A 15,834-nucleotide genomic window follows, 5' to 3' on the forward strand; every position below is an offset into this window, starting at 1 on the left:
GCGCCGATGCGGCCTGCACGACCGAAGGGCTCCGCTACCAGGATTTGAACCTGGACCAAGGGGACCAAAACCCCGTGTGCTGCCGAGTTACACCATAGCGGAATGAATCGGGCATTCCGCTTGAGCAGCGGGTTCATCCCGTTTTCACGGCACCCACTATGCCGGCCCCCCGGCGTCCCGTGCGCGAATAACCCCCCGGAAACCGGGCCCAAGATCGCCGAAGCGCCGTCGGCATGCCCGCGCGCGCACCCGGAAAACGTCTTCCCCGGGGTGCGCAGGGCAACAATGAGAAGGCGTACAGACCCCTCGCTTTCCGCTCATGACCTGCCATACTGACGGAACTTACGGCTCCGTAGGTTACGTCGCCGTAGCGTTGCCTGTCCCCGATCCGAGGGAATCCCTATGACCGTTTCCTCCTCCGGTTCCACCGGCGCCGGCGTGCTCGAAGCCGAACGGAAGTCCGCCGACTCCGCCACCCGCGGCACGCTCGGCGGCGAGCGCAAGCACGCCGCCGAACAGATCGCGCTGGCACTCTTCATCGGTGTCCCGTTCCTCGCGCTGGTGGCAGCCGTACCGGTCGCCTGGGGATGGGGGCTGTCCTGGCGCGACGTGGTGCTCGCGGTGGTGATGTACGCCATCACCGGCCACGGGATCACCATCGGGTTCCACCGCTACTTCACCCACGGGTCGTTCAAGGCCAAGCGCTGGGTCCGGATCGCGCTGGCGATCGCGGGCAACATGGCCGTACAGGGGCCGCTGGTGCGCTGGGTGGCCGACCACCGCAAGCACCACAAGTTCTCCGACAAGGAGGGCGACCCGCACTCGCCGTGGCGCTACGGCACCGGCGTCGGCGCGCTGTCCAAGGGCCTGTGGTGGGCGCACATGGGGTGGCTGTTCGACGTCGAGCAGACCTCGCAGGAAAAGTACGCGCCCGACCTGCTCAAGGACCGCGACATGATTCGCGTCTCCCGCCAGTTCCCGCTGTGGGTGGCCGTCTCGCTGGCCGCTCCGGCACTGGTCGGCGGGCTGTGGGCGTGGTCGTGGCAGGGCGCGGTGACCGCGTTCTTCTGGGCCGGCCTGGTCCGGGTCGCGCTGCTCCACCACGTGACGTGGTCGATCAACTCGATCTGCCACGCGGCGGGCGAGCGGCCGTTCAAGTCGCGCGACCGTTCCGGCAACGTGTGGTGGCTGGCCATCCCGTCGATGGGCGAGTCCTGGCACAACCTGCACCACGCGGACCAGACCAGCGCCCGGCACGGAGTGCTGCGCGGTCAGCTCGACAGCAGCGCTCGGACGATCCGCTGGATGGAGAAGCTGGGCTGGGTCTGGGACGTGCGTTGGCCGGACCGGGAACGGGTCGCCGCACGGCGCGCGGCATGATGGGCCAGTGACCGAGACCAGCAGGCGGAGTGCACCGCGCGGCGGCGGTCGTGTGCGCATGACCGGAAAAGAGCGCCGGGAGCAGTTGATCGACATCGGTCGAACGCTGTTCGCGGAGCGTGGCTACGACGCGACCAGTGTCGAGGAGATCGCGCACAAGGCCGGTGTGTCGAAGCCGGTGGTCTACGAACACTTCGGCGGCAAGGAAGGGCTGTACGCGGTCGTCGTGGACCGCGAGACGAGCGCGCTCCTCGACGGGGTGACCGGCGCACTGACCGGCGGCCACCCCCGCGAACTGCTGGAGCAGGCCGCCTTCGCGCTCCTCGACTACATCGACCAGAACACCGACGGCTTCCGCATCCTGGTCCGGGACTCCCCGGTGGCCCAGTCGACGGGCACCTTCGCCTCGCTGATCAGCGACATCGCCTCGCAGGTCGAGGACGTGCTCGGCCTGGAGTTCAAGTCGCGCGGCTACGATCCGAAGCTGGCCCCGATGTACGCGCAGATGCTGGTCGGCATGGTCGCCCTGACCGGCCAGTGGTGGCTGGACGTGCGCCGCCCCAAGAAGGCCGACGTCGCGGCCCATCTGGTCAACCTGGCCTGGAACGGCCTGTCCGGCATCGAACCGAAACCGAGACTGGTCGGCCGCCGCAGTTCCTGACCGGCCGCACTGTCTGCCGGTCATGGGCGCCACTGCGGCGGAGCACCACTCGGAATACTTCCACCGCGAATGGTATCGCTACAGATAGTATCCGTAGCGATACCATTCGCGGCCGTGCTTGTAGAGGTATGTTTCTTATAACTGTACTTCTACATCTGTGAGGCCCGGTGGACAAGCCCGTCGAGATGTTCGATCGCGACCACGAGTGGTCGGCGTTGAGCCGGTTCATCACCGACGCACAGCCGGGCGCCACGCTCGGGGTGGTCTCGGGGCGTCGTCGCCAGGGCAAGACGTTTCTCCTGGACGCCGCCTGTCGGGCCGCAGGAGGGTTCTACTTCGGTGCGACCGAAGCCACGGACGTCGAGTCGCTGCGGCGGATCAGCGCGGCCCTCACCGCCCATGTCCGACCTGCCACCCCGTACCACTTCGCCGACTGGTTCGAGGCCGTCGACGCGCTCCTGGCCCTCGGTGCGGAGCGCCCCGTGCCCGTGGTCATCGACGAGTTTCCCTATCTGGCCAGGGCCAACCCGGAGTTGCCCTCCGTCCTCCAGGAGGCGTTCCGACCCCTTCGCGAGCAACGCACCTCGTCCCGGGCTCGGATGTTGCTCTGTGGATCGGCCCTGTCCTTCATGGGCAAACTCCTTTCCGGCAACGCGCCGTTGCGTGGTCGCTCCGGTCTCGAGCTGATCATCCGCCCGCTCGATCACCGACTCGCCGCCCGCTTCTGGGACATCACCGATCCACGATTGGCCATGCGGGTCAACGCGATCGTCGGCGGGACCCCGGCCTATCGGCGCGAATTCGCGCGCGGCGATTCGCCCACCGGGCCCGAGGACTTCGACGACTGGGTCGTGCGCACGGTGCTCAATCCCGAAACTCCGCTCTTCCGCGAGGCCCGCTACCTGCTCGCCGAGGAGCCCGATCTTCGGGACACCGGCCTGTACCTGTCCGTCTTGGCCGCCGTCGCCGAAGGCAACGGCACCCGGGGCGGGGTGGCCGGTTACCTGGAGCGCAAGGCCACCGACATCGCGCACCCGATCAACGTCCTCGAGGACGCCGGACTGCTCCATCGCGACGCGGACATCTTCCGCGACAACCGATCCACCTACCGCATCGCCGAGCCGTTGATCGCCTTCTACCACGCGATCATGCGACCCGTTTGGGACCAGTTGGAACGCCCCGGGAGTGCCGGTCGGGTCTGGCAGGCCAGCCGTCGTCGTTTCACGAGCAACGTCCTGGGCCCGCACTACGAGCAGGTCTGTCGCGAATGGGCTCTGCACCACGCCGATCCCGACCTGATCGGTGGGCTGCCCGCACGGGTCGGGCACGGCGTCGTGCACGACGCCAAGGCTCGGGTCGGCCACGAGGTGGACGTCGCCGTCATCGGCATCGCCGATGGCGGCAGACCACCGTTGCTCGCGATCGGCGAGGCCAAGTGGAACGACACGATCGGCATCGCGCACATCGATCGCCTCCGCGCCATCCGAGACCTCATCCGGAACGCCGGCCGGTACGACACGAGCGAGACTCGACTGATCTGTTTCAGCGGCGCCGGATTCAACGACAAGGCCCGCGCGGCCGCCGCGGCCGATCCCGACATTCGACTTGTCGGCCTCGACACGATCTACGGCACGACCCCGCGCTGAGGCCGGGACCCCGAGCGGCTGCGGCGTCGGGAACCTCGTGATCGCTATCGGGGCGGCGCGGATGTGCTGCCGGTGTCGACCCAGGTGGGGAGGGGTTCGCGGGCCGTGATCCAGGATTTGGGGATGTCGGTTGTGCCCGTGCGGGAGGCGACGACGCCTGCGGTGATGGCGCAGGTGGTGTCGATGTCGCCGCCTCCGGTCGCCGTGTGCCAAAGGGCCTCGGTAAGGGAGTCCGGGTGGTGGGCGGCGGTCCACAGGGCGAAGGGGACCGTGTCGGGGGCGCTGATGCGCGAGCCGTTGCCGAGTACGGACACCGCGTGCCGGACCGAGGAGTGGGCCGGGAGGCGGGAGGCCGCGCGAAGGCCCGCCGCCACATCGCTCTCCGGGGTGTGGCCGGCCACCTCGGCCAGGAACTCCACCGGATCCGGGGCCGCTTCGCCCCGCCCCCCAGTCGCCAGCGCCGCCGCGACCGCTCCCGCCACCGCCTCCGGATGCGCGTGTGTGGTCTCGGCGGACCGCTCCGCCTCGGCCGCCACCACCACGAGCCCGTCGTCGGCGAACCACGCCCCCAACGGCGCGACCCGCATCGCCGCGCCGTTGCCCCACGAGCCCTGGCCCTCGAACTGGCGGCGCGTCACCTCCCGCCACGGCTCGCCCTCGTGGATCGCACGCAGCACGCCGTGCATCGACGGGCCGTAGCCGCGATACGGATCGGCCTCGTAAGACGCGGCGAAGTGCGCCGCGAGCGCGTCCTGGTCCACCACGTCGCGCAGGTGCAGGATCCGCAGCAGGGAGAGCGCCATCGCGGTGTCGTCGGTCCAGTACCAGAGGCGGGCCTGCGGGGCGATGCGGCGGGTCAGCCGCTCGGTGAGCTCGGCCCCCCGGTAGCCGAACCACTGCTCGCCGAAGGCGTCGCCGAGGGCCAATCCGTGCAGGGAGCGCGCCGCGTTCGCGACGCGTCGGGTGCGGTCCATGCGCCCCACCCTGCCGGCCGGCTCGGGCCGGCGGCCAAGGGATTACCCTGCCGGGACGGCGACTTCGGCGTGCCGGCACGCGGGTTCCGGCCCTTCTTGGTGCGGTACGGCCATAAGGTGGCCGCATCCTCTCGGAACGTGGCGGATATTGCCGACTCTTATCTCGACATCAAGAGGCTCGGCATCGAACGATTCGCTAGAATGACCTCATGAAAGACGAGGTCGACCGGCTTGTCGCGGCATGGAAGCGGGAACGCCCCGACCTCGACGTCGAACCCCTCGAAGTACTGAGCCGGGTGACCCGACTGGCGCGGCATCTCGACCGCGCCCGGCGTACCGCCTTCTCCGCGCGAGACCTCGAACCGTGGGAATTCGACGTGCTCTCCGCGCTGCGCCGCGACGGCGCGCCCTATCAGCTCTCGCCCGGCCAACTGCTCACCCAGACGCTGGTCACCTCCGGGACGATGACGAATCGTATCGACCGCCTCGCGGCCAAGGGCCTGGTGTTGCGCCTGCCCGATCCCGACGACCGACGCGGGGTGCTGGTCCGGCTGACCGACGACGGCCGGGATCGGGTCGACGCGGCGATGGCCGAGTTGCTGGAACACGAACGGGCCATCCTGGCCGGCCTGACGGTCGATCAGCAGGCGGCGCTGGCCGGGCTGTTGCGCTCCCTGGTCACGCCGTTCGACAACCACGCCTGAAACAAACCTCTTTGACCATTTCATGGTCGGGATTCACTCTAAGTGATCAAATGTGTCAAGGACCCGTTGTGTGTCGGGAACGACGCCGTGTAGACAAGTCCCTGTTGGGAGCGAGACCGCAAGGGTTCGCCTCGGGGAACAGGAGCAGGGCATGACCTCCACCATTCACCCGGTCCGCGGTACGCGGCGGCGTCGGCCCACTCCCGCCGACCTCGCGGCACTGACCGGGCACGACTAGCCGAGTCGGGGCGGGGGCCCGGGGGGTGAGGAGCATCGTCCGGATCCGCGAAGGCGTCTTGGGGAAGTAACGCCGGAGCGGACGAGTGACGGTGATCCGAGGGGTGGCACGCCGGGGAGGCGTGGGGGCGGCGAGCACCGGAATGTGGGCGGGGGAACGCACGCGGGGGGCTCGAAGGTGGGGGACGGGTGGGGAAAACCCGGGGGCGGGACCGGGGCGGGACGGGGCGGGACCGGGGTGGGACCAGGGGTGGGAAGACCGGGGCCGGGGGCGATTCGGGGAGAAGGGTGCTCGGGTACGGGTGGGGCGGCGGGGGAACGGATGACGATCCGTTCCCCCGCCGCCCCATGTCCGTCCCGATCGACCGGAGGCAAACCACCTCCCGGTGGAGCGCACTCCGGCTCAGCCGCCCTGCGGCCCACCCGCCTCGCGGCCGTCCGCCTCCGGGGTGAACGTCACCGGCAGCCGCTGCAGGCCGCGCATGATCAGCCCGCCGCGCCACCGCAGTTCGTCCGCCGGCAGCGCGAGCCGTACATCGGGTAGCCGGCGCAGCAGCGTACCGATCGCGATCTGGCCCTCGAGCCGGGCGAGCGGTGCGCCGATGCAGTAGTGGATGCCGTGCCCGAAGGCCAGGTGCTGGTTGTCCGCGCGGGCCGGATCGAGCAGGTCGGGCGCGGGGAACCGGCGCGGGTCGCGGTCGGCCGCCGCGAGCACCACGAGCACCGGCTCGCCCGCCGGGATCCGGGTCCCGCCGATCTCCACCTCGGTGGTGCTGAACCGCCACGTGGCCACCTCGACCGGCCCGTCGTAGCGCAGCAGTTCCTCGACCGTGGGCGCGAGCAGTTCGGGATCGGCCCGGAGCGCGAGCCGTTCCCGGTCGTGCGTGAGCAGCGTCAGCAGCCCGTTGCCGATCAGGTTGACCGTGGTCTCGAAGCCGGCGAACAGCAGGATGAAGGCCATCGCCGCGGCCTCGTCCTCGGTCAGGTGTTCGCCGTGGTCGCTCGCCCGGATCAGCCCCGAGATCAGGTCGTCGTCCGCGTCGGTGAGCGTCGCGCGTTTGCGGTGGATCAACTCGGCGAGGTAGGTACGCATGTGCCGCACCGCCCGGGCCACCCCGCCGCGCGGCCCCGAGCCGTGCCGGATCATCATCCCGGCCCAGGTGCGGAAGTCCGCCTGGTCCTCCTCCGGCACTCCGAGCAGGTCGCAGATCGCGTAGATCGGCAGCGGGAACGCGAAGTCGTGGATCAGGTCGGCCTCGCCGGTCCGGGCGAAGTCGTCGAGCAGCCGGTCGGTCAGGGCCTGTACGCGCGGGCGGAACTCCTCGGCACGGCGCGGCGTGAACGCCTTGGACACCAGGCGGCGCAGCCGGGTGTGGTCCGGCGGGTCGAGGTTGAGCAGATGTGCGCCCACTCCCGAGCGCTGCTCGCCGGGCACGCCGACCTTGCCCTGCTTCCAGGCCGCCTCCGACCGGCGCGGGTCCTTGCTCAACCGCTGGTCGGCGAGGGCCTGCCGGGCGTCGGCGTATCGGGTGACCAACCACGCCTCGACCCCGCTGGGCAGCGTGGTGCGATGGACCGGCGCGTACTCGCGCAGATGCGCGTACGCCGGATACGGATCGGTGATGAACTCCCGGGTGAACAACTCGGGCCCGGCCGGCACCGGATGCACGGGGCAGCCCGCGGGGTCGTCGGTCACGTCCGCGGCGTCCGCGTCGCGCGCAGCCCCTTGATCCCGAGCCAACCGATCGCGTTGCCGGCCGCGAACGAGACGATCGTCAGCGCCAGGTGGATCAGGAAGAACGAGGTCGCGCCGTCGTTCCAGGAGCGGTCGTCGGCCCAGATGTTCTTGAGGAAGTTCGGCCACAGGATCCAGCTCCAGACGCCGAACAACACCAGACAGGCGGATGTACCGCGGCCGATCCTCAACGTGAAGCACCCGTTTCCCGGTCAAAAGTTCAGCAAATTTGTCCCGGTTCAGTATGCGGCGGCGCGGTCACCGAACCACAGCCGGGGGCCGCCAGTACGCTCATCGCATGTCTTACTGGTTCCGGGCTTCTTGTAAGCCGGCCGTCGCGTGCGCGGGGGCGATCGCTTTCGTGTTGGGTTCCGCCTCTATCGCGCAGGCCGCGCCGGGGACGCCGGAGCCGCAGCCCCCCGCGTCGATGTCGGATGTGGGTGGCGCGCGCTTGGCCCAACCGGGTGTACAGAGCGATCTGCCGCCCGGGAGCCCCCCGCCGCCCGCCGTCGAGGGCTACTCGTGGGTGGTCGCCGACGCGGAGACCGGCAAGGTCCTGGCGGCGAAGAACCCGCACTGGAAGTTGCCGCCCGCCAGCACGCTGAAGATGTTGTTCGCGGACACCGTGCTGCCCAAGATCGACCGCAACACCACCCATCAGGTGGCGCCGACCGAGCTGAGCAATCTCGGCGAGGGCAGCAGCCTGGTCGGGATAAAGGAGAACGAGACCTACAAGGTCGAGGACCTGTGGCGCGGGGTGTTCCTGCGCTCGGGCAACGACGCGGTGCATGTGCTGTGCGCTATGAACGGTGGCGTGGACGCCACCGTGCGGCAGATGAACGAGCGGGCCAAGCAGCTTCAGGCGGGCGACACCAACGTGGTCTCGCCGGACGGCTACGACGCGCCGGGGCAGGTCTCCAGCGCGTACGACCTCGCGCTGTTCGCGCGCGAAGGGCTCAAGAACAAGGACTTCCGCTCGTACGCGAGTACGAAGGTCGCCGAATTCCCCGGTGTCGCGGGGGCCAAGTTCCAGATCCAGAACACCAATACGATGCTGGGCCAGTATCCGGGCATGCTCGGCGTCAAGAACGGCTACACCACCAACGCCGGGAACACCTTCGTCGGCGGCGCGCAGCGCGACGGGCACACGTTGCTGGTGAGCATCATGCACGTCGAGGGCAAGGGCAAGACGTACGAGGACACCGGGAAGCTGCTCGACTGGGGCTTCGCCGCGTTGGCCCACGCGAAGCCGGTCGGCGTGTTGGTGGAGCCGTTGCCGGTGCCGGGGGACAAGAACGACAAGGGCACGAAGGCGGCCGACGGGAAGTCGGGCGACACCAAGACCGCGAAGGCGTCGTCCGCCTCGGACGACGACGGGTTCGACTGGGTGTTGTGGGCCGGGCTCGGGGTGCCGGCGGCGCTTGTGGTGGGCGGCGGCGTGCTGTTCGCCCTTCGGCGGCGCGAGGGGGCTTCGGGCGTGCGGTTCGAGGACGACATCCTGCCGTAGGGGTGGGGCGGCCTCAAACGCCGGCCGGGCTGGGTTGGTCGGCTTCGCGAGAACGCTTGGCTTTTACCGATGGCCTCAAACGCCGGCCGGGCTGAAGTGAATGGCTTCGTGAAGACACTTGGCTTTCACCTTGGGCCTCGGACGCCGGCCGGGCTGCGGTGAATGGCTTCGCCGACGCGCTGCGTCGCAGGTGGCCTCGAACCTCGGCCCGGCTGGGTTGGTTGGCTTCGCCAGGACGCTTGGCTTTTACCGATGGCCTCAAACGCCGGCCGGGCTGAGGTGAATGGCTTTGCGAAGACGCTTGGCTTGCACCTTGGGCCTCGCACGCCGGCCGGGATGGATTGGTTGGCTTTGCCGGCACGCTGCGGTCGTGGGTGGACTCGAACAGCGGCCCGGCTGGGTTGTGGTGGTGGTTGGCTATGGGTGGTTTCGGGTGAAGCGTTCCAGGAGGATGCCCAGGGTGGCGGTGCCGGCTACCGCCAAGGCGTATGTGCGGATCGGGTGGGTGGGCTTGGTTCTGTAGGCGGACAGGTCCAATGGGGGTTCCGCGGCGGCTTTTTCGGCGGCGGCCTCGATGTTGTCCTCGGCCTCGTCGGCCTCCTGGGCGTTGGCCGTCCAGGCCGCGCAGAACAGGAGCAGGCGGATCACGAAGTAGATCCACAACAGCAGTGCCACCGGGACGCCGAACGCGCCGTACGCGCTCTTGCCCGCGACCCCCGCGATGTACGAGGACACCAACAGCTTCAGCAACTCGAAGCCGACCGCCCCGATCAACGCGCCCTTGATCGCCACCGAGCGGTGCATGGTCAGCCGAGGCATCCCCACGAGCAGGTACACGAACAGCACCACGCTCGCGCCGACCGCGACCGCGAACGCGGCGATCTGCAGCAGGACCCGGCCGACCGGCTGGTGTTCGAGCCCGATCGAGTCGGAGACGTGCCGGATCACCACCGTCGCGAACGTGGACGCGCCGACCGACAACGCCAACGCGAGCCCCAGGCCGATCAGGACACCGACGTCGGCGATCTTGCGCACGACGACGTTGCCCGGCTCCTCCTCCGCGTCCCAGATCGCCCGGATGGAGGAACGCGTCGCGTCCACCCACCCCGTCCCGGACACCAGGAGCAGCACGCCGCCGATCACCCCGACCGTGCCCGCGTTGCGCACCAGCGCGTCCAGGTCCAACTTGTCGGCGATACCGGGGATCTGCTCGGAGATCTTGTTCTGCATCCGGCGGACCTGGGAGCGGTCGAGCGCTGCGGCCACCACCGCCGCGGCGAGCGTGATCAACGGGAACAGCGACAGGAACCCGTAGTAGGTCACCGCGGCGGCGAGTCGATTGCCCTGTCGATCGCCGTAGCGCGAATAGGCCCGCCAGGTGGGGCCGATGACCGGGATCCTCGCCAGCCGCTCCTTGATCGCCACGGATGACTGCTGCCCGCCCGACGCCCTACCCACACGCGACTCCACTCTGTGACGTCCCGTACGGCCGGGACGGCATCACACGGGCAGCGGACCTGGCAACGATTGGCCGAACGCGAAGTCACGTTGCGGGCGCCACACCCCGTCCGTGCCGTGCTCGTACAGGCTGAAGCCCCAGATCGGGAAGACCGCGTCGTAGTCGACGAGTTCCGCGAACGCCAGGTCGAGCATGTGATCGGGCAGATGATGCGCGACGGTCACATGCGGGTGGTACGGGAAGTGCAACTCGCGCTCCAGCGGCCCGGATCGCACCGCGGCCTCGATCCGCTCGCACTCGGGGATACCGCGCGCGACCTGGACGAACACCACCGGCGAGGTCGGTCGGAACGTACCGGTGCTGCGCAGGTGTATGTCGAACGGGGCCTCGCCGGCGGCGACCGCGCGCAGGTGCTCCTCGACCTCGGCCATCGCCTCGTCGGCCACCTCGGTCGGCGGCAGAAGGGTCACGTGGGTCGGGATGGCGTTCGCGAGCGGATCCCCGAACCCGGCGCGGCGAGCCTGCAACTCGCTGCCGTAGGGCTCGGGAATCGCGATCGACACCCCGATGGTGCGCTTGGCCATGTGCTGCGCCTCAGCCTCCCGACCGGCCGGCGACCGGGGGCAGGAAGCCGACACGGTCGTAGGTCTCGGCGAGCGTCCGCGACGCCACCGCGCGGGCCTTGTCGGCGCCCCGGGCGAGTACGGCGTCCAACTCGGCCGGGTCGTCCAGGTAGCCGCGCACCCGCTCCTGGAACGGGGTGACGAACTCGACCAGCACCTCGGCCACCTCCTTCTTCAGGTCGCCGTAGCCCCGACCCGCGAAGCGCTCCTCCAGCGCGGCGATCGAGGTGCCGGAGAGCGCCGAGTGGATGGTGAGCAGATTGGACACCCCGGGCTTCTCCGTCTCGTCGAAGCGCACCTCGGTGCCGGTGTCGGTGACCGCGCTGCGGATCTTCTTCGCGCTCGCCTTGGGGTCGTCGAGCAGATTGACGATGCCCTTGGGCGTCGAGGCGGACTTGCTCATCTTGATCGTCGGGTCCTGGAGGTCGACGATCTTGGCCGTCTCCTTGACGATGAACGGCTTGGGGACGGTGAACGTATCGCCGAACGTCGCGTTGAACCGCTGCGCGATGTCGCGGGTGAGCTCCACGTGCTGGCGCTGGTCCTCGCCGACGGGGACCGCGTCGGCCTGGTAGAGCAGGATGTCGGCGACCTGGAGCACCGGATAGGTGAACAGGCCGACCGTGGTGCGGTCGGTGCCCTGCTTGGCGGACTTGTCCTTGAACTGGGTCATCCGCGCGGCCTCGCCGAAGCCGGTCATGCAGTTCATCACCCACGCGAGTTGCGCGTGCTCGGGCACGTGGCTCTGCACGAACAGGGTGCAGCGGTCCGCGTCCAGGCCGGCCGCGAGCAGCTCCGCGGCGGAGATCCGGGTGCGCTCGCGCAACTGCTTCGGATCCTGCGGAACGGTGATCGCGTGCAGGTCGACCACCATGTAGAAGGCATCGTGGCTGTCCTGGAACGGCACCCACTGCCGGATCGCGCCCAGGTAGTTACCCAGGTGGAACGAATCCGCGGTGGGCTGGATTCCGGACAGAACACGGGGACGCGTCGAGGCCATGCCGTCATTCTCTCAGGCGCGGGACGCGGTTCCGGTCAGGGGAGCCACGCGACGTCCGCGCGGGGCGCACAACAAAGCGGGTGAGCGCCCGGGGGAATACGCAACGATCGTGCGGTATGGGACAACGCAGGCGCCTTTACGCCCCCGGCGCCGGCAACCTAGGCTGTCCAGGGCCGACACAGAGGGTCGTCGACCGCCTATCCACGGTGACGATCGGGTGCGGCCCCGGCCTGCCGCCGACTGCACGGCATCACCATCGGCAGGGTCGGACGGGCGTGGGCCGCGGGGATCCCGGGCGCGCGCCTGCCGCCGCCGTCCGCGAAAAGGGGATATCGCGTGCGCCTCACCTCGCGCTGCGGTCGATCGGGCCGTTCCGACCTGCGGTCGGAGCGTATATCGCCCGGAGCAGAGCGGGCGCGGGTGCCCCGACAGCGGCGGCGTGGCTTCGTCGCCCCGCGGGCGGCCGAACTGCGGCACTACGTGATGTGTCCGCCGGTGTTCCTGGACGAGACGTCGCCCGCGACCGCGATGGGTCAGTGGGAACGGCTGCGCGCGGTGTTGATCGGGCTCGGGCACCGGGTGAGCCTGGTGCCGGGTCGCCCGGGGTTGCCCGGCATGGTCTTCGCCTCGCGGGCGGCGACCGTGGTGGGCGGGCGCGTGCTGGGCGCGCGTTCGCGTGCGGTGGAGCGTTCGGCCGAGACGCCGGCGTATCTGGAGTGGTTCGCCGGGCACGGCTTCCGCTCCGCATTGGAGCCGGTGTTCGCGCACGAGGGCGAGAACGACCTGATCCCGGTCGGTCCCCGGCTGCTGGCCGCGGTGGGGCCGCTGACCGAGGCGGCCGCGCATGCCGAGGCGCAGGCGTTCTTCGGGCTGCCGGTGGTGCCGCTGGAGTTGGCCGACCCGCGTTTTCCCCGACTCGGCTCGGCGCTGGCCGTGCTGGGCGAGCACACCGCGGCCTACTACCCCGGGGCGTTCACCCCGACCGCGCTGCGCCGGCTGACCCGGGTGTTCCCGGAACGGATCGAGGTGGACGAGGCGGACGCGGCGGCGCTCGGCCTCGACGCGGTCTCCGACGGACGCAGCGTGGTGATGGGCGACACGACACCCGCGCTCGCCGCCCGGTTGGCGGAGCGGGGATTCCGTACGATCGAGTTGGACATGTCCGCATTCGCGGCCCACGGCGCGAGTGTGCGCGGTTGCGTACTGGAACTGCGCGCCGCTCGTTGATCCAACGCCCCCGCGGGGTATCCCGTCCGTACCCACCCGGGTGACTTTCCTCCGTCTTGTCGTTGATTGCGGGATATTCCCCCTTCATACCGAACCTCCTCCCGGTATCGCCGGTATCGCCGTTCTCCACTCTCGTAGCGATTCCCACGGTTCTCCACCGTTGCGAAAGGACGTCATGAGCACGCAGCACTCCCCCGTCCCCTCCTCCCCCGAGCACAAGTCCGGGGTCGGCCGCCCGGGCGGTCCCGGCACCGAGAGCACCCGGCTGATCGCGTTGGCCGAGGACTACAGCGCGCACAACTACCACCCGCTGCCGATCGTGGTCGCCGAGGCGCACGGGGCCTGGATGACCGATGTCGAGGGCCGGCGCTACCTCGACATGCTGGCCGGGTACTCCGCGCTCAACTTCGGACACGGCAACGCGCGCCTGATCGACGCCGCCAAGCGGCAGTTGGACCGGGTCACGCTGACCAGCCGGGCGTTCCACAACGACCGCTTCGCGCCGTTCTGCGAGCAGCTCGCGGAGTTGGCGGGCATGGAGATGGTCCTGGTGATGAACACCGGGGCGGAGGCGGTGGAGACCGCGGTCAAAACCGCGCGCAAGTGGGGCTACGAGGTCAAGGGTGTGCCGGACGGGCGAGCCAGGATCATTGTGGCGGCGGGCAACTTCCACGGCCGCACCACGACGATCGTCAGCTTCTCCACCGACGAGGAGGCGCGCCGGCACTTCGGCCCGTACACCCCGGGCTTCGACGTGGTGCCCTACGGCGACGCGGCGGCGTTGCGCGCGGCGATCACCGACGACACGGTGGCGGTGCTGATCGAGCCGATCCAGGGCGAGGCCGGCGTGCTGGTGCCGCCGCCGGGCTATCTGGCCGAGGTGCGCCGGGTCACCGCCGAGCGCGACGTGTTGTTCATCGCGGACGAGATCCAGTCCGGGCTGGGCCGCACGGGCCGCACGTTCGCGTGCGAGCACGAGGGTGTGGTGCCCGACATGTACATCCTGGGCAAGGCGCTCGGCGGCGGCATCCTGCCGATCTCGGCCGTGGTGTCGTCCCGCGCGGTGCTCGGCGTATTCGCCCCCGGCGAGCACGGGTCGACCTTCGGCGGCAACCCGCTGGCCTGCGCGGTGGGCCTGGAGGTGCTGGACATCCTGCGCTCCGGCGAGTTCCAGCAGCGCTCCGCCGACCTCGGCGACCACCTGCACCGCGAACTCGCCGCGCTGGTCGGCCACTCCGTGACCACGGTCCGGGGCCGGGGCCTGTGGGCGGGCGTCGACATCGACCCGGCACACGGCACCGCGCGCGCGGTCTCCCAGGCCCTGCTCGACCGGGGTGTACTGGTCAAGGACACCCACGGCCAGACCATCCGCATCGCCCCACCGCTGGTCATCTCCAAGGACGACCTGGAGTGGTCGTTGGACCAACTGCGCGCGGTCCTGACGTAGTTCCCGGTCGGGGGAACGGCCGCCCCCACGGGGGCGGCCGTCGTCACGCGGGGCCCGGTCGGCGCGAGGGAGAAGTCAGCCCCGAAGCGCGTGAACGAACGCCGCCCAGGGGCCCGCAGCAATGTTCAGGTGCCCGAGACCGGGGTCCTTCGAGTCGCGGACCGGGACGAAGCCCGGGAGATCATCGCGGACTTCGACACAGTTGCCCTGATCCCCGTTGCTGTACGAACTCTTGCGCCACGCCGTGGCCCCTGTGCCTGGGGTTGCTCGCATGCTTCGAACTCCTTGATGGCTGCCCGGATCATCGCGGCCGACTCTTGTGGAGAGAGGGCGTAGGCCCGTAGCCGATCGTACGACGCCTGGTGCTCCGCGACCGATGCCGCATCCTCGATCAACTGCCCGGTATGGCTTCCTTCGAGGTAGGAGACAGGGGCACTGTCCGGTGGGGTCAGCAAGGTCAGCGACCCGTTCAGTTGCGCATGGGCGCCGGAATCAAACGGCAGGATCTGCAATGTGCCGTACTGCGTATCCATCTGGGGCAGGAGTGCCTCCAGTTGCGAGCGCATGACGGATGCACCGCCGACCGAACGGCGAATGACCGCCTCGTCGAGGACCGCGCCATATCGGGGAGGTTGCTGTCGGCCGAAGATTCGCTGACGATTCATCCGCGCCGTGACCCGCCGTTCGATCTCGGCGTCCGAAGCCCCCGGCTCGAAGGCCCGAAATTGGGCGCGAGCGTAGCCCGGAATCTGCAACAGTCCGGGTACCGTCTGGGCCGCGAACTCGAGAATCCGGATCGCTGACGCCGCTATCGCCATGAACGCGCGGTATCGGTCGGGGAATTGATCGTGCTCGACCATCTCATACAGCCTCACGAACAGGCCGTCGGTGTCGAATGCGAGGTCCAGCCTGGCCGGCATGTCCGGCGGGATGCGGCTCTCCCCGGTTTCATACCGGGACAGGGCGGCCTTGCTGTAGCCCAAGACGGCTGCGCATGTGGTCAGCGACATGCCCAGGCTGTTGCGTTTGACGCGGATCTCCCGCCCGTACATCTGGCGCGGGGAACCTTTGCTCTCTAGGTCTTTCTCCTGGAATCGCACAGGTGTTCCTCTATTCCGTTCCGCTATGGATCGGTAACGGTGTCGGGCCGCGAAGTCCGGCCTTCGGGTCGATCATAGGAACACACAGCGACCGACTACATACGGAAGTTGAACCGGCCGGCTGCCGTGTAGTC

The 15,834-nt window shown here is 69.4% G+C and carries 14 protein-coding genes, 1 tRNA gene and 1 pseudogene; 7 read left to right on the forward strand and 9 right to left on the reverse strand.

Going from position 1 to position 15,834, the window contains the following annotated elements; genetic code table 11:
- Positions 1–29 precede the first annotated feature (29 nt).
- Positions 30–102: transfer RNA gene (locus B4N89_RS10630), tRNA-Gln, on the reverse strand.
- A 300-nt stretch (positions 103–402) separates the two neighbouring features.
- Between B4N89_RS10630 and B4N89_RS10635 the strand changes: the two genes are divergently transcribed.
- The 3 genes from B4N89_RS10635 to B4N89_RS10645 all read left to right on the forward strand — a co-directional run bounded on the left by B4N89_RS10635 (position 403) and on the right by B4N89_RS10645 (position 3,687).
- Positions 403–1,380, forward strand: a complete 978-nt coding sequence (locus B4N89_RS10635) for an acyl-CoA desaturase (protein ID WP_235618558.1) — start codon at positions 403–405, stop codon at positions 1,378–1,380.
- A gap of 58 nt (positions 1,381–1,438) precedes the next feature.
- Positions 1,439–2,041 (forward strand): TetR/AcrR family transcriptional regulator, encoded by a 603-nt coding sequence (locus tag B4N89_RS10640; protein WP_101897050.1) that lies wholly within the window; start codon positions 1,439–1,441, stop codon positions 2,039–2,041.
- Between the two features lie 167 nt (positions 2,042–2,208).
- A complete protein-coding gene (locus tag B4N89_RS10645; protein ID WP_078975640.1) occupies positions 2,209–3,687 on the forward strand; it encodes an AAA family ATPase in 1,479 nt (492 codons plus the stop codon).
- Between the two features lie 44 nt (positions 3,688–3,731).
- On the opposite strand, the gene B4N89_RS10650 is transcribed toward B4N89_RS10645, so the two are convergent.
- Entirely contained in the window at positions 3,732–4,661 is a 930-nt protein-coding gene (locus B4N89_RS10650; protein WP_078975641.1) for an ADP-ribosylglycohydrolase family protein, read from the reverse strand.
- A gap of 209 nt (positions 4,662–4,870) precedes the next feature.
- Here B4N89_RS10650 and B4N89_RS10655 point away from each other — a divergent pair, with 209 nt between their 5' ends.
- Positions 4,871–5,365 carry a MarR family winged helix-turn-helix transcriptional regulator gene (locus B4N89_RS10655; protein ID WP_078975642.1) on the forward strand — a complete coding sequence of 165 codons (495 nt, stop codon included), beginning with the start codon at positions 4,871–4,873 and terminating at the stop codon, positions 5,363–5,365.
- A 640-nt stretch (positions 5,366–6,005) separates the two neighbouring features.
- Here the strand turns inward: B4N89_RS10655 and B4N89_RS10660 are convergent.
- Both B4N89_RS10660 and B4N89_RS10665 read right to left on the reverse strand, forming a co-directional pair.
- The gene (locus B4N89_RS10660; protein WP_101897051.1) at positions 6,006–7,298 is read right to left on the reverse strand and encodes a cytochrome P450 family protein; all 1,293 of its coding nucleotides are present in this window, start codon (positions 7,296–7,298) and stop codon (positions 6,006–6,008) included.
- Positions 7,295–7,528: an SCO4848 family membrane protein gene (locus tag B4N89_RS10665; RefSeq protein WP_078975644.1), complete on the reverse strand. Its 234-nt coding sequence runs from the start codon at positions 7,526–7,528 to the stop codon at positions 7,295–7,297. Before B4N89_RS10665 ends, B4N89_RS10660 begins: the two co-directional genes overlap by 4 nt.
- A 260-nt stretch (positions 7,529–7,788) precedes the next feature.
- Between B4N89_RS10665 and B4N89_RS10670 the strand changes: the two genes are divergently transcribed.
- The gene (locus B4N89_RS10670) at positions 7,789–8,844 is read left to right on the forward strand and encodes a D-alanyl-D-alanine carboxypeptidase family protein (protein ID WP_235618559.1); all 1,056 of its coding nucleotides are present in this window, start codon (positions 7,789–7,791) and stop codon (positions 8,842–8,844) included.
- 417 nt (positions 8,845–9,261) lie between these two features.
- On the opposite strand, the gene B4N89_RS10675 is transcribed toward B4N89_RS10670, so the two are convergent.
- Genes B4N89_RS10675 through trpS form a run of 3 tightly spaced genes read right to left on the reverse strand, consistent with a single transcriptional unit; the run spans position 9,262 to position 11,926 of the window.
- Entirely contained in the window at positions 9,262–10,302 is a 1,041-nt protein-coding gene (locus B4N89_RS10675) for a YihY/virulence factor BrkB family protein (protein WP_235618560.1), read from the reverse strand.
- A gap of 42 nt (positions 10,303–10,344) precedes the next feature.
- Positions 10,345–10,887: a 2'-5' RNA ligase family protein gene (locus tag B4N89_RS10680; protein ID WP_078975647.1), complete on the reverse strand. Its 543-nt coding sequence runs from the start codon at positions 10,885–10,887 to the stop codon at positions 10,345–10,347.
- A gap of 10 nt (positions 10,888–10,897) precedes the next feature.
- Positions 10,898–11,926 (reverse strand): tryptophan--tRNA ligase, encoded by a 1,029-nt coding sequence (trpS, locus tag B4N89_RS10685; protein WP_078975648.1) that lies wholly within the window; start codon positions 11,924–11,926, stop codon positions 10,898–10,900.
- A gap of 420 nt (positions 11,927–12,346) precedes the next feature.
- Between trpS and B4N89_RS10690 the strand changes: the two genes are divergently transcribed.
- Both B4N89_RS10690 and rocD read left to right on the forward strand, forming a co-directional pair.
- Positions 12,347–13,153 carry a dimethylarginine dimethylaminohydrolase family protein gene (locus B4N89_RS10690; RefSeq protein ID WP_078975649.1) on the forward strand — a complete coding sequence of 269 codons (807 nt, stop codon included), beginning with the start codon at positions 12,347–12,349 and terminating at the stop codon, positions 13,151–13,153.
- A gap of 175 nt (positions 13,154–13,328) precedes the next feature.
- The gene (gene rocD / locus B4N89_RS10695; protein WP_235618561.1) at positions 13,329–14,600 is read left to right on the forward strand and encodes an ornithine--oxo-acid transaminase; all 1,272 of its coding nucleotides are present in this window, start codon (positions 13,329–13,331) and stop codon (positions 14,598–14,600) included.
- Between the two features lie 75 nt (positions 14,601–14,675).
- Here the strand turns inward: rocD and B4N89_RS10700 are convergent, their stop codons facing one another.
- Together B4N89_RS10700 and B4N89_RS51290 are read right to left on the reverse strand one after the other, a co-directional pair.
- Positions 14,676–14,873, reverse strand: a complete 198-nt coding sequence (locus tag B4N89_RS10700) for a DUF397 domain-containing protein (RefSeq protein ID WP_078975650.1) — start codon at positions 14,871–14,873, stop codon at positions 14,676–14,678.
- Positions 14,874–14,908: 35 nt separating this feature from the next.
- Positions 14,909–15,652 (reverse strand): annotated as a pseudogene (locus tag B4N89_RS51290) (helix-turn-helix domain-containing protein); the annotation flags it as partial.
- Positions 15,653–15,834 lie beyond the last annotated feature (182 nt).

Source organism: Embleya scabrispora, assembly GCF_002024165.1.
GTDB classification, from domain to species: domain Bacteria; phylum Actinomycetota; class Actinomycetes; order Streptomycetales; family Streptomycetaceae; genus Embleya; species Embleya scabrispora_A.

Coding starts and splice junctions, on each gene's coding strand:
- B4N89_RS10635 (WP_235618558.1), top strand. CDS start 403: ATGACCGTTTCCTCCTCCGGTTCCACCGGCGCCGGCGTGCTCGAAGCC.
- B4N89_RS10640 (WP_101897050.1), top strand. CDS start 1,439: ATGACCGGAAAAGAGCGCCGGGAGCAGTTGATCGACATCGGTCGAACG.
- B4N89_RS10650 (WP_078975641.1), bottom strand. CDS start 4,661: ATGGACCGCACCCGACGCGTCGCGAACGCGGCGCGCTCCCTGCACGGA.
- B4N89_RS10655 (WP_078975642.1), top strand. CDS start 4,871: ATGAAAGACGAGGTCGACCGGCTTGTCGCGGCATGGAAGCGGGAACGC.
- B4N89_RS10680 (WP_078975647.1), bottom strand. CDS start 10,887: ATGGCCAAGCGCACCATCGGGGTGTCGATCGCGATTCCCGAGCCCTAC.
- trpS (WP_078975648.1), bottom strand. CDS start 11,926: ATGGCCTCGACGCGTCCCCGTGTTCTGTCCGGAATCCAGCCCACCGCG.
- rocD (WP_235618561.1), top strand. CDS start 13,329: ATGAGCACGCAGCACTCCCCCGTCCCCTCCTCCCCCGAGCACAAGTCC.
- B4N89_RS10700 (WP_078975650.1), bottom strand. CDS start 14,873: ATGCGAGCAACCCCAGGCACAGGGGCCACGGCGTGGCGCAAGAGTTCG.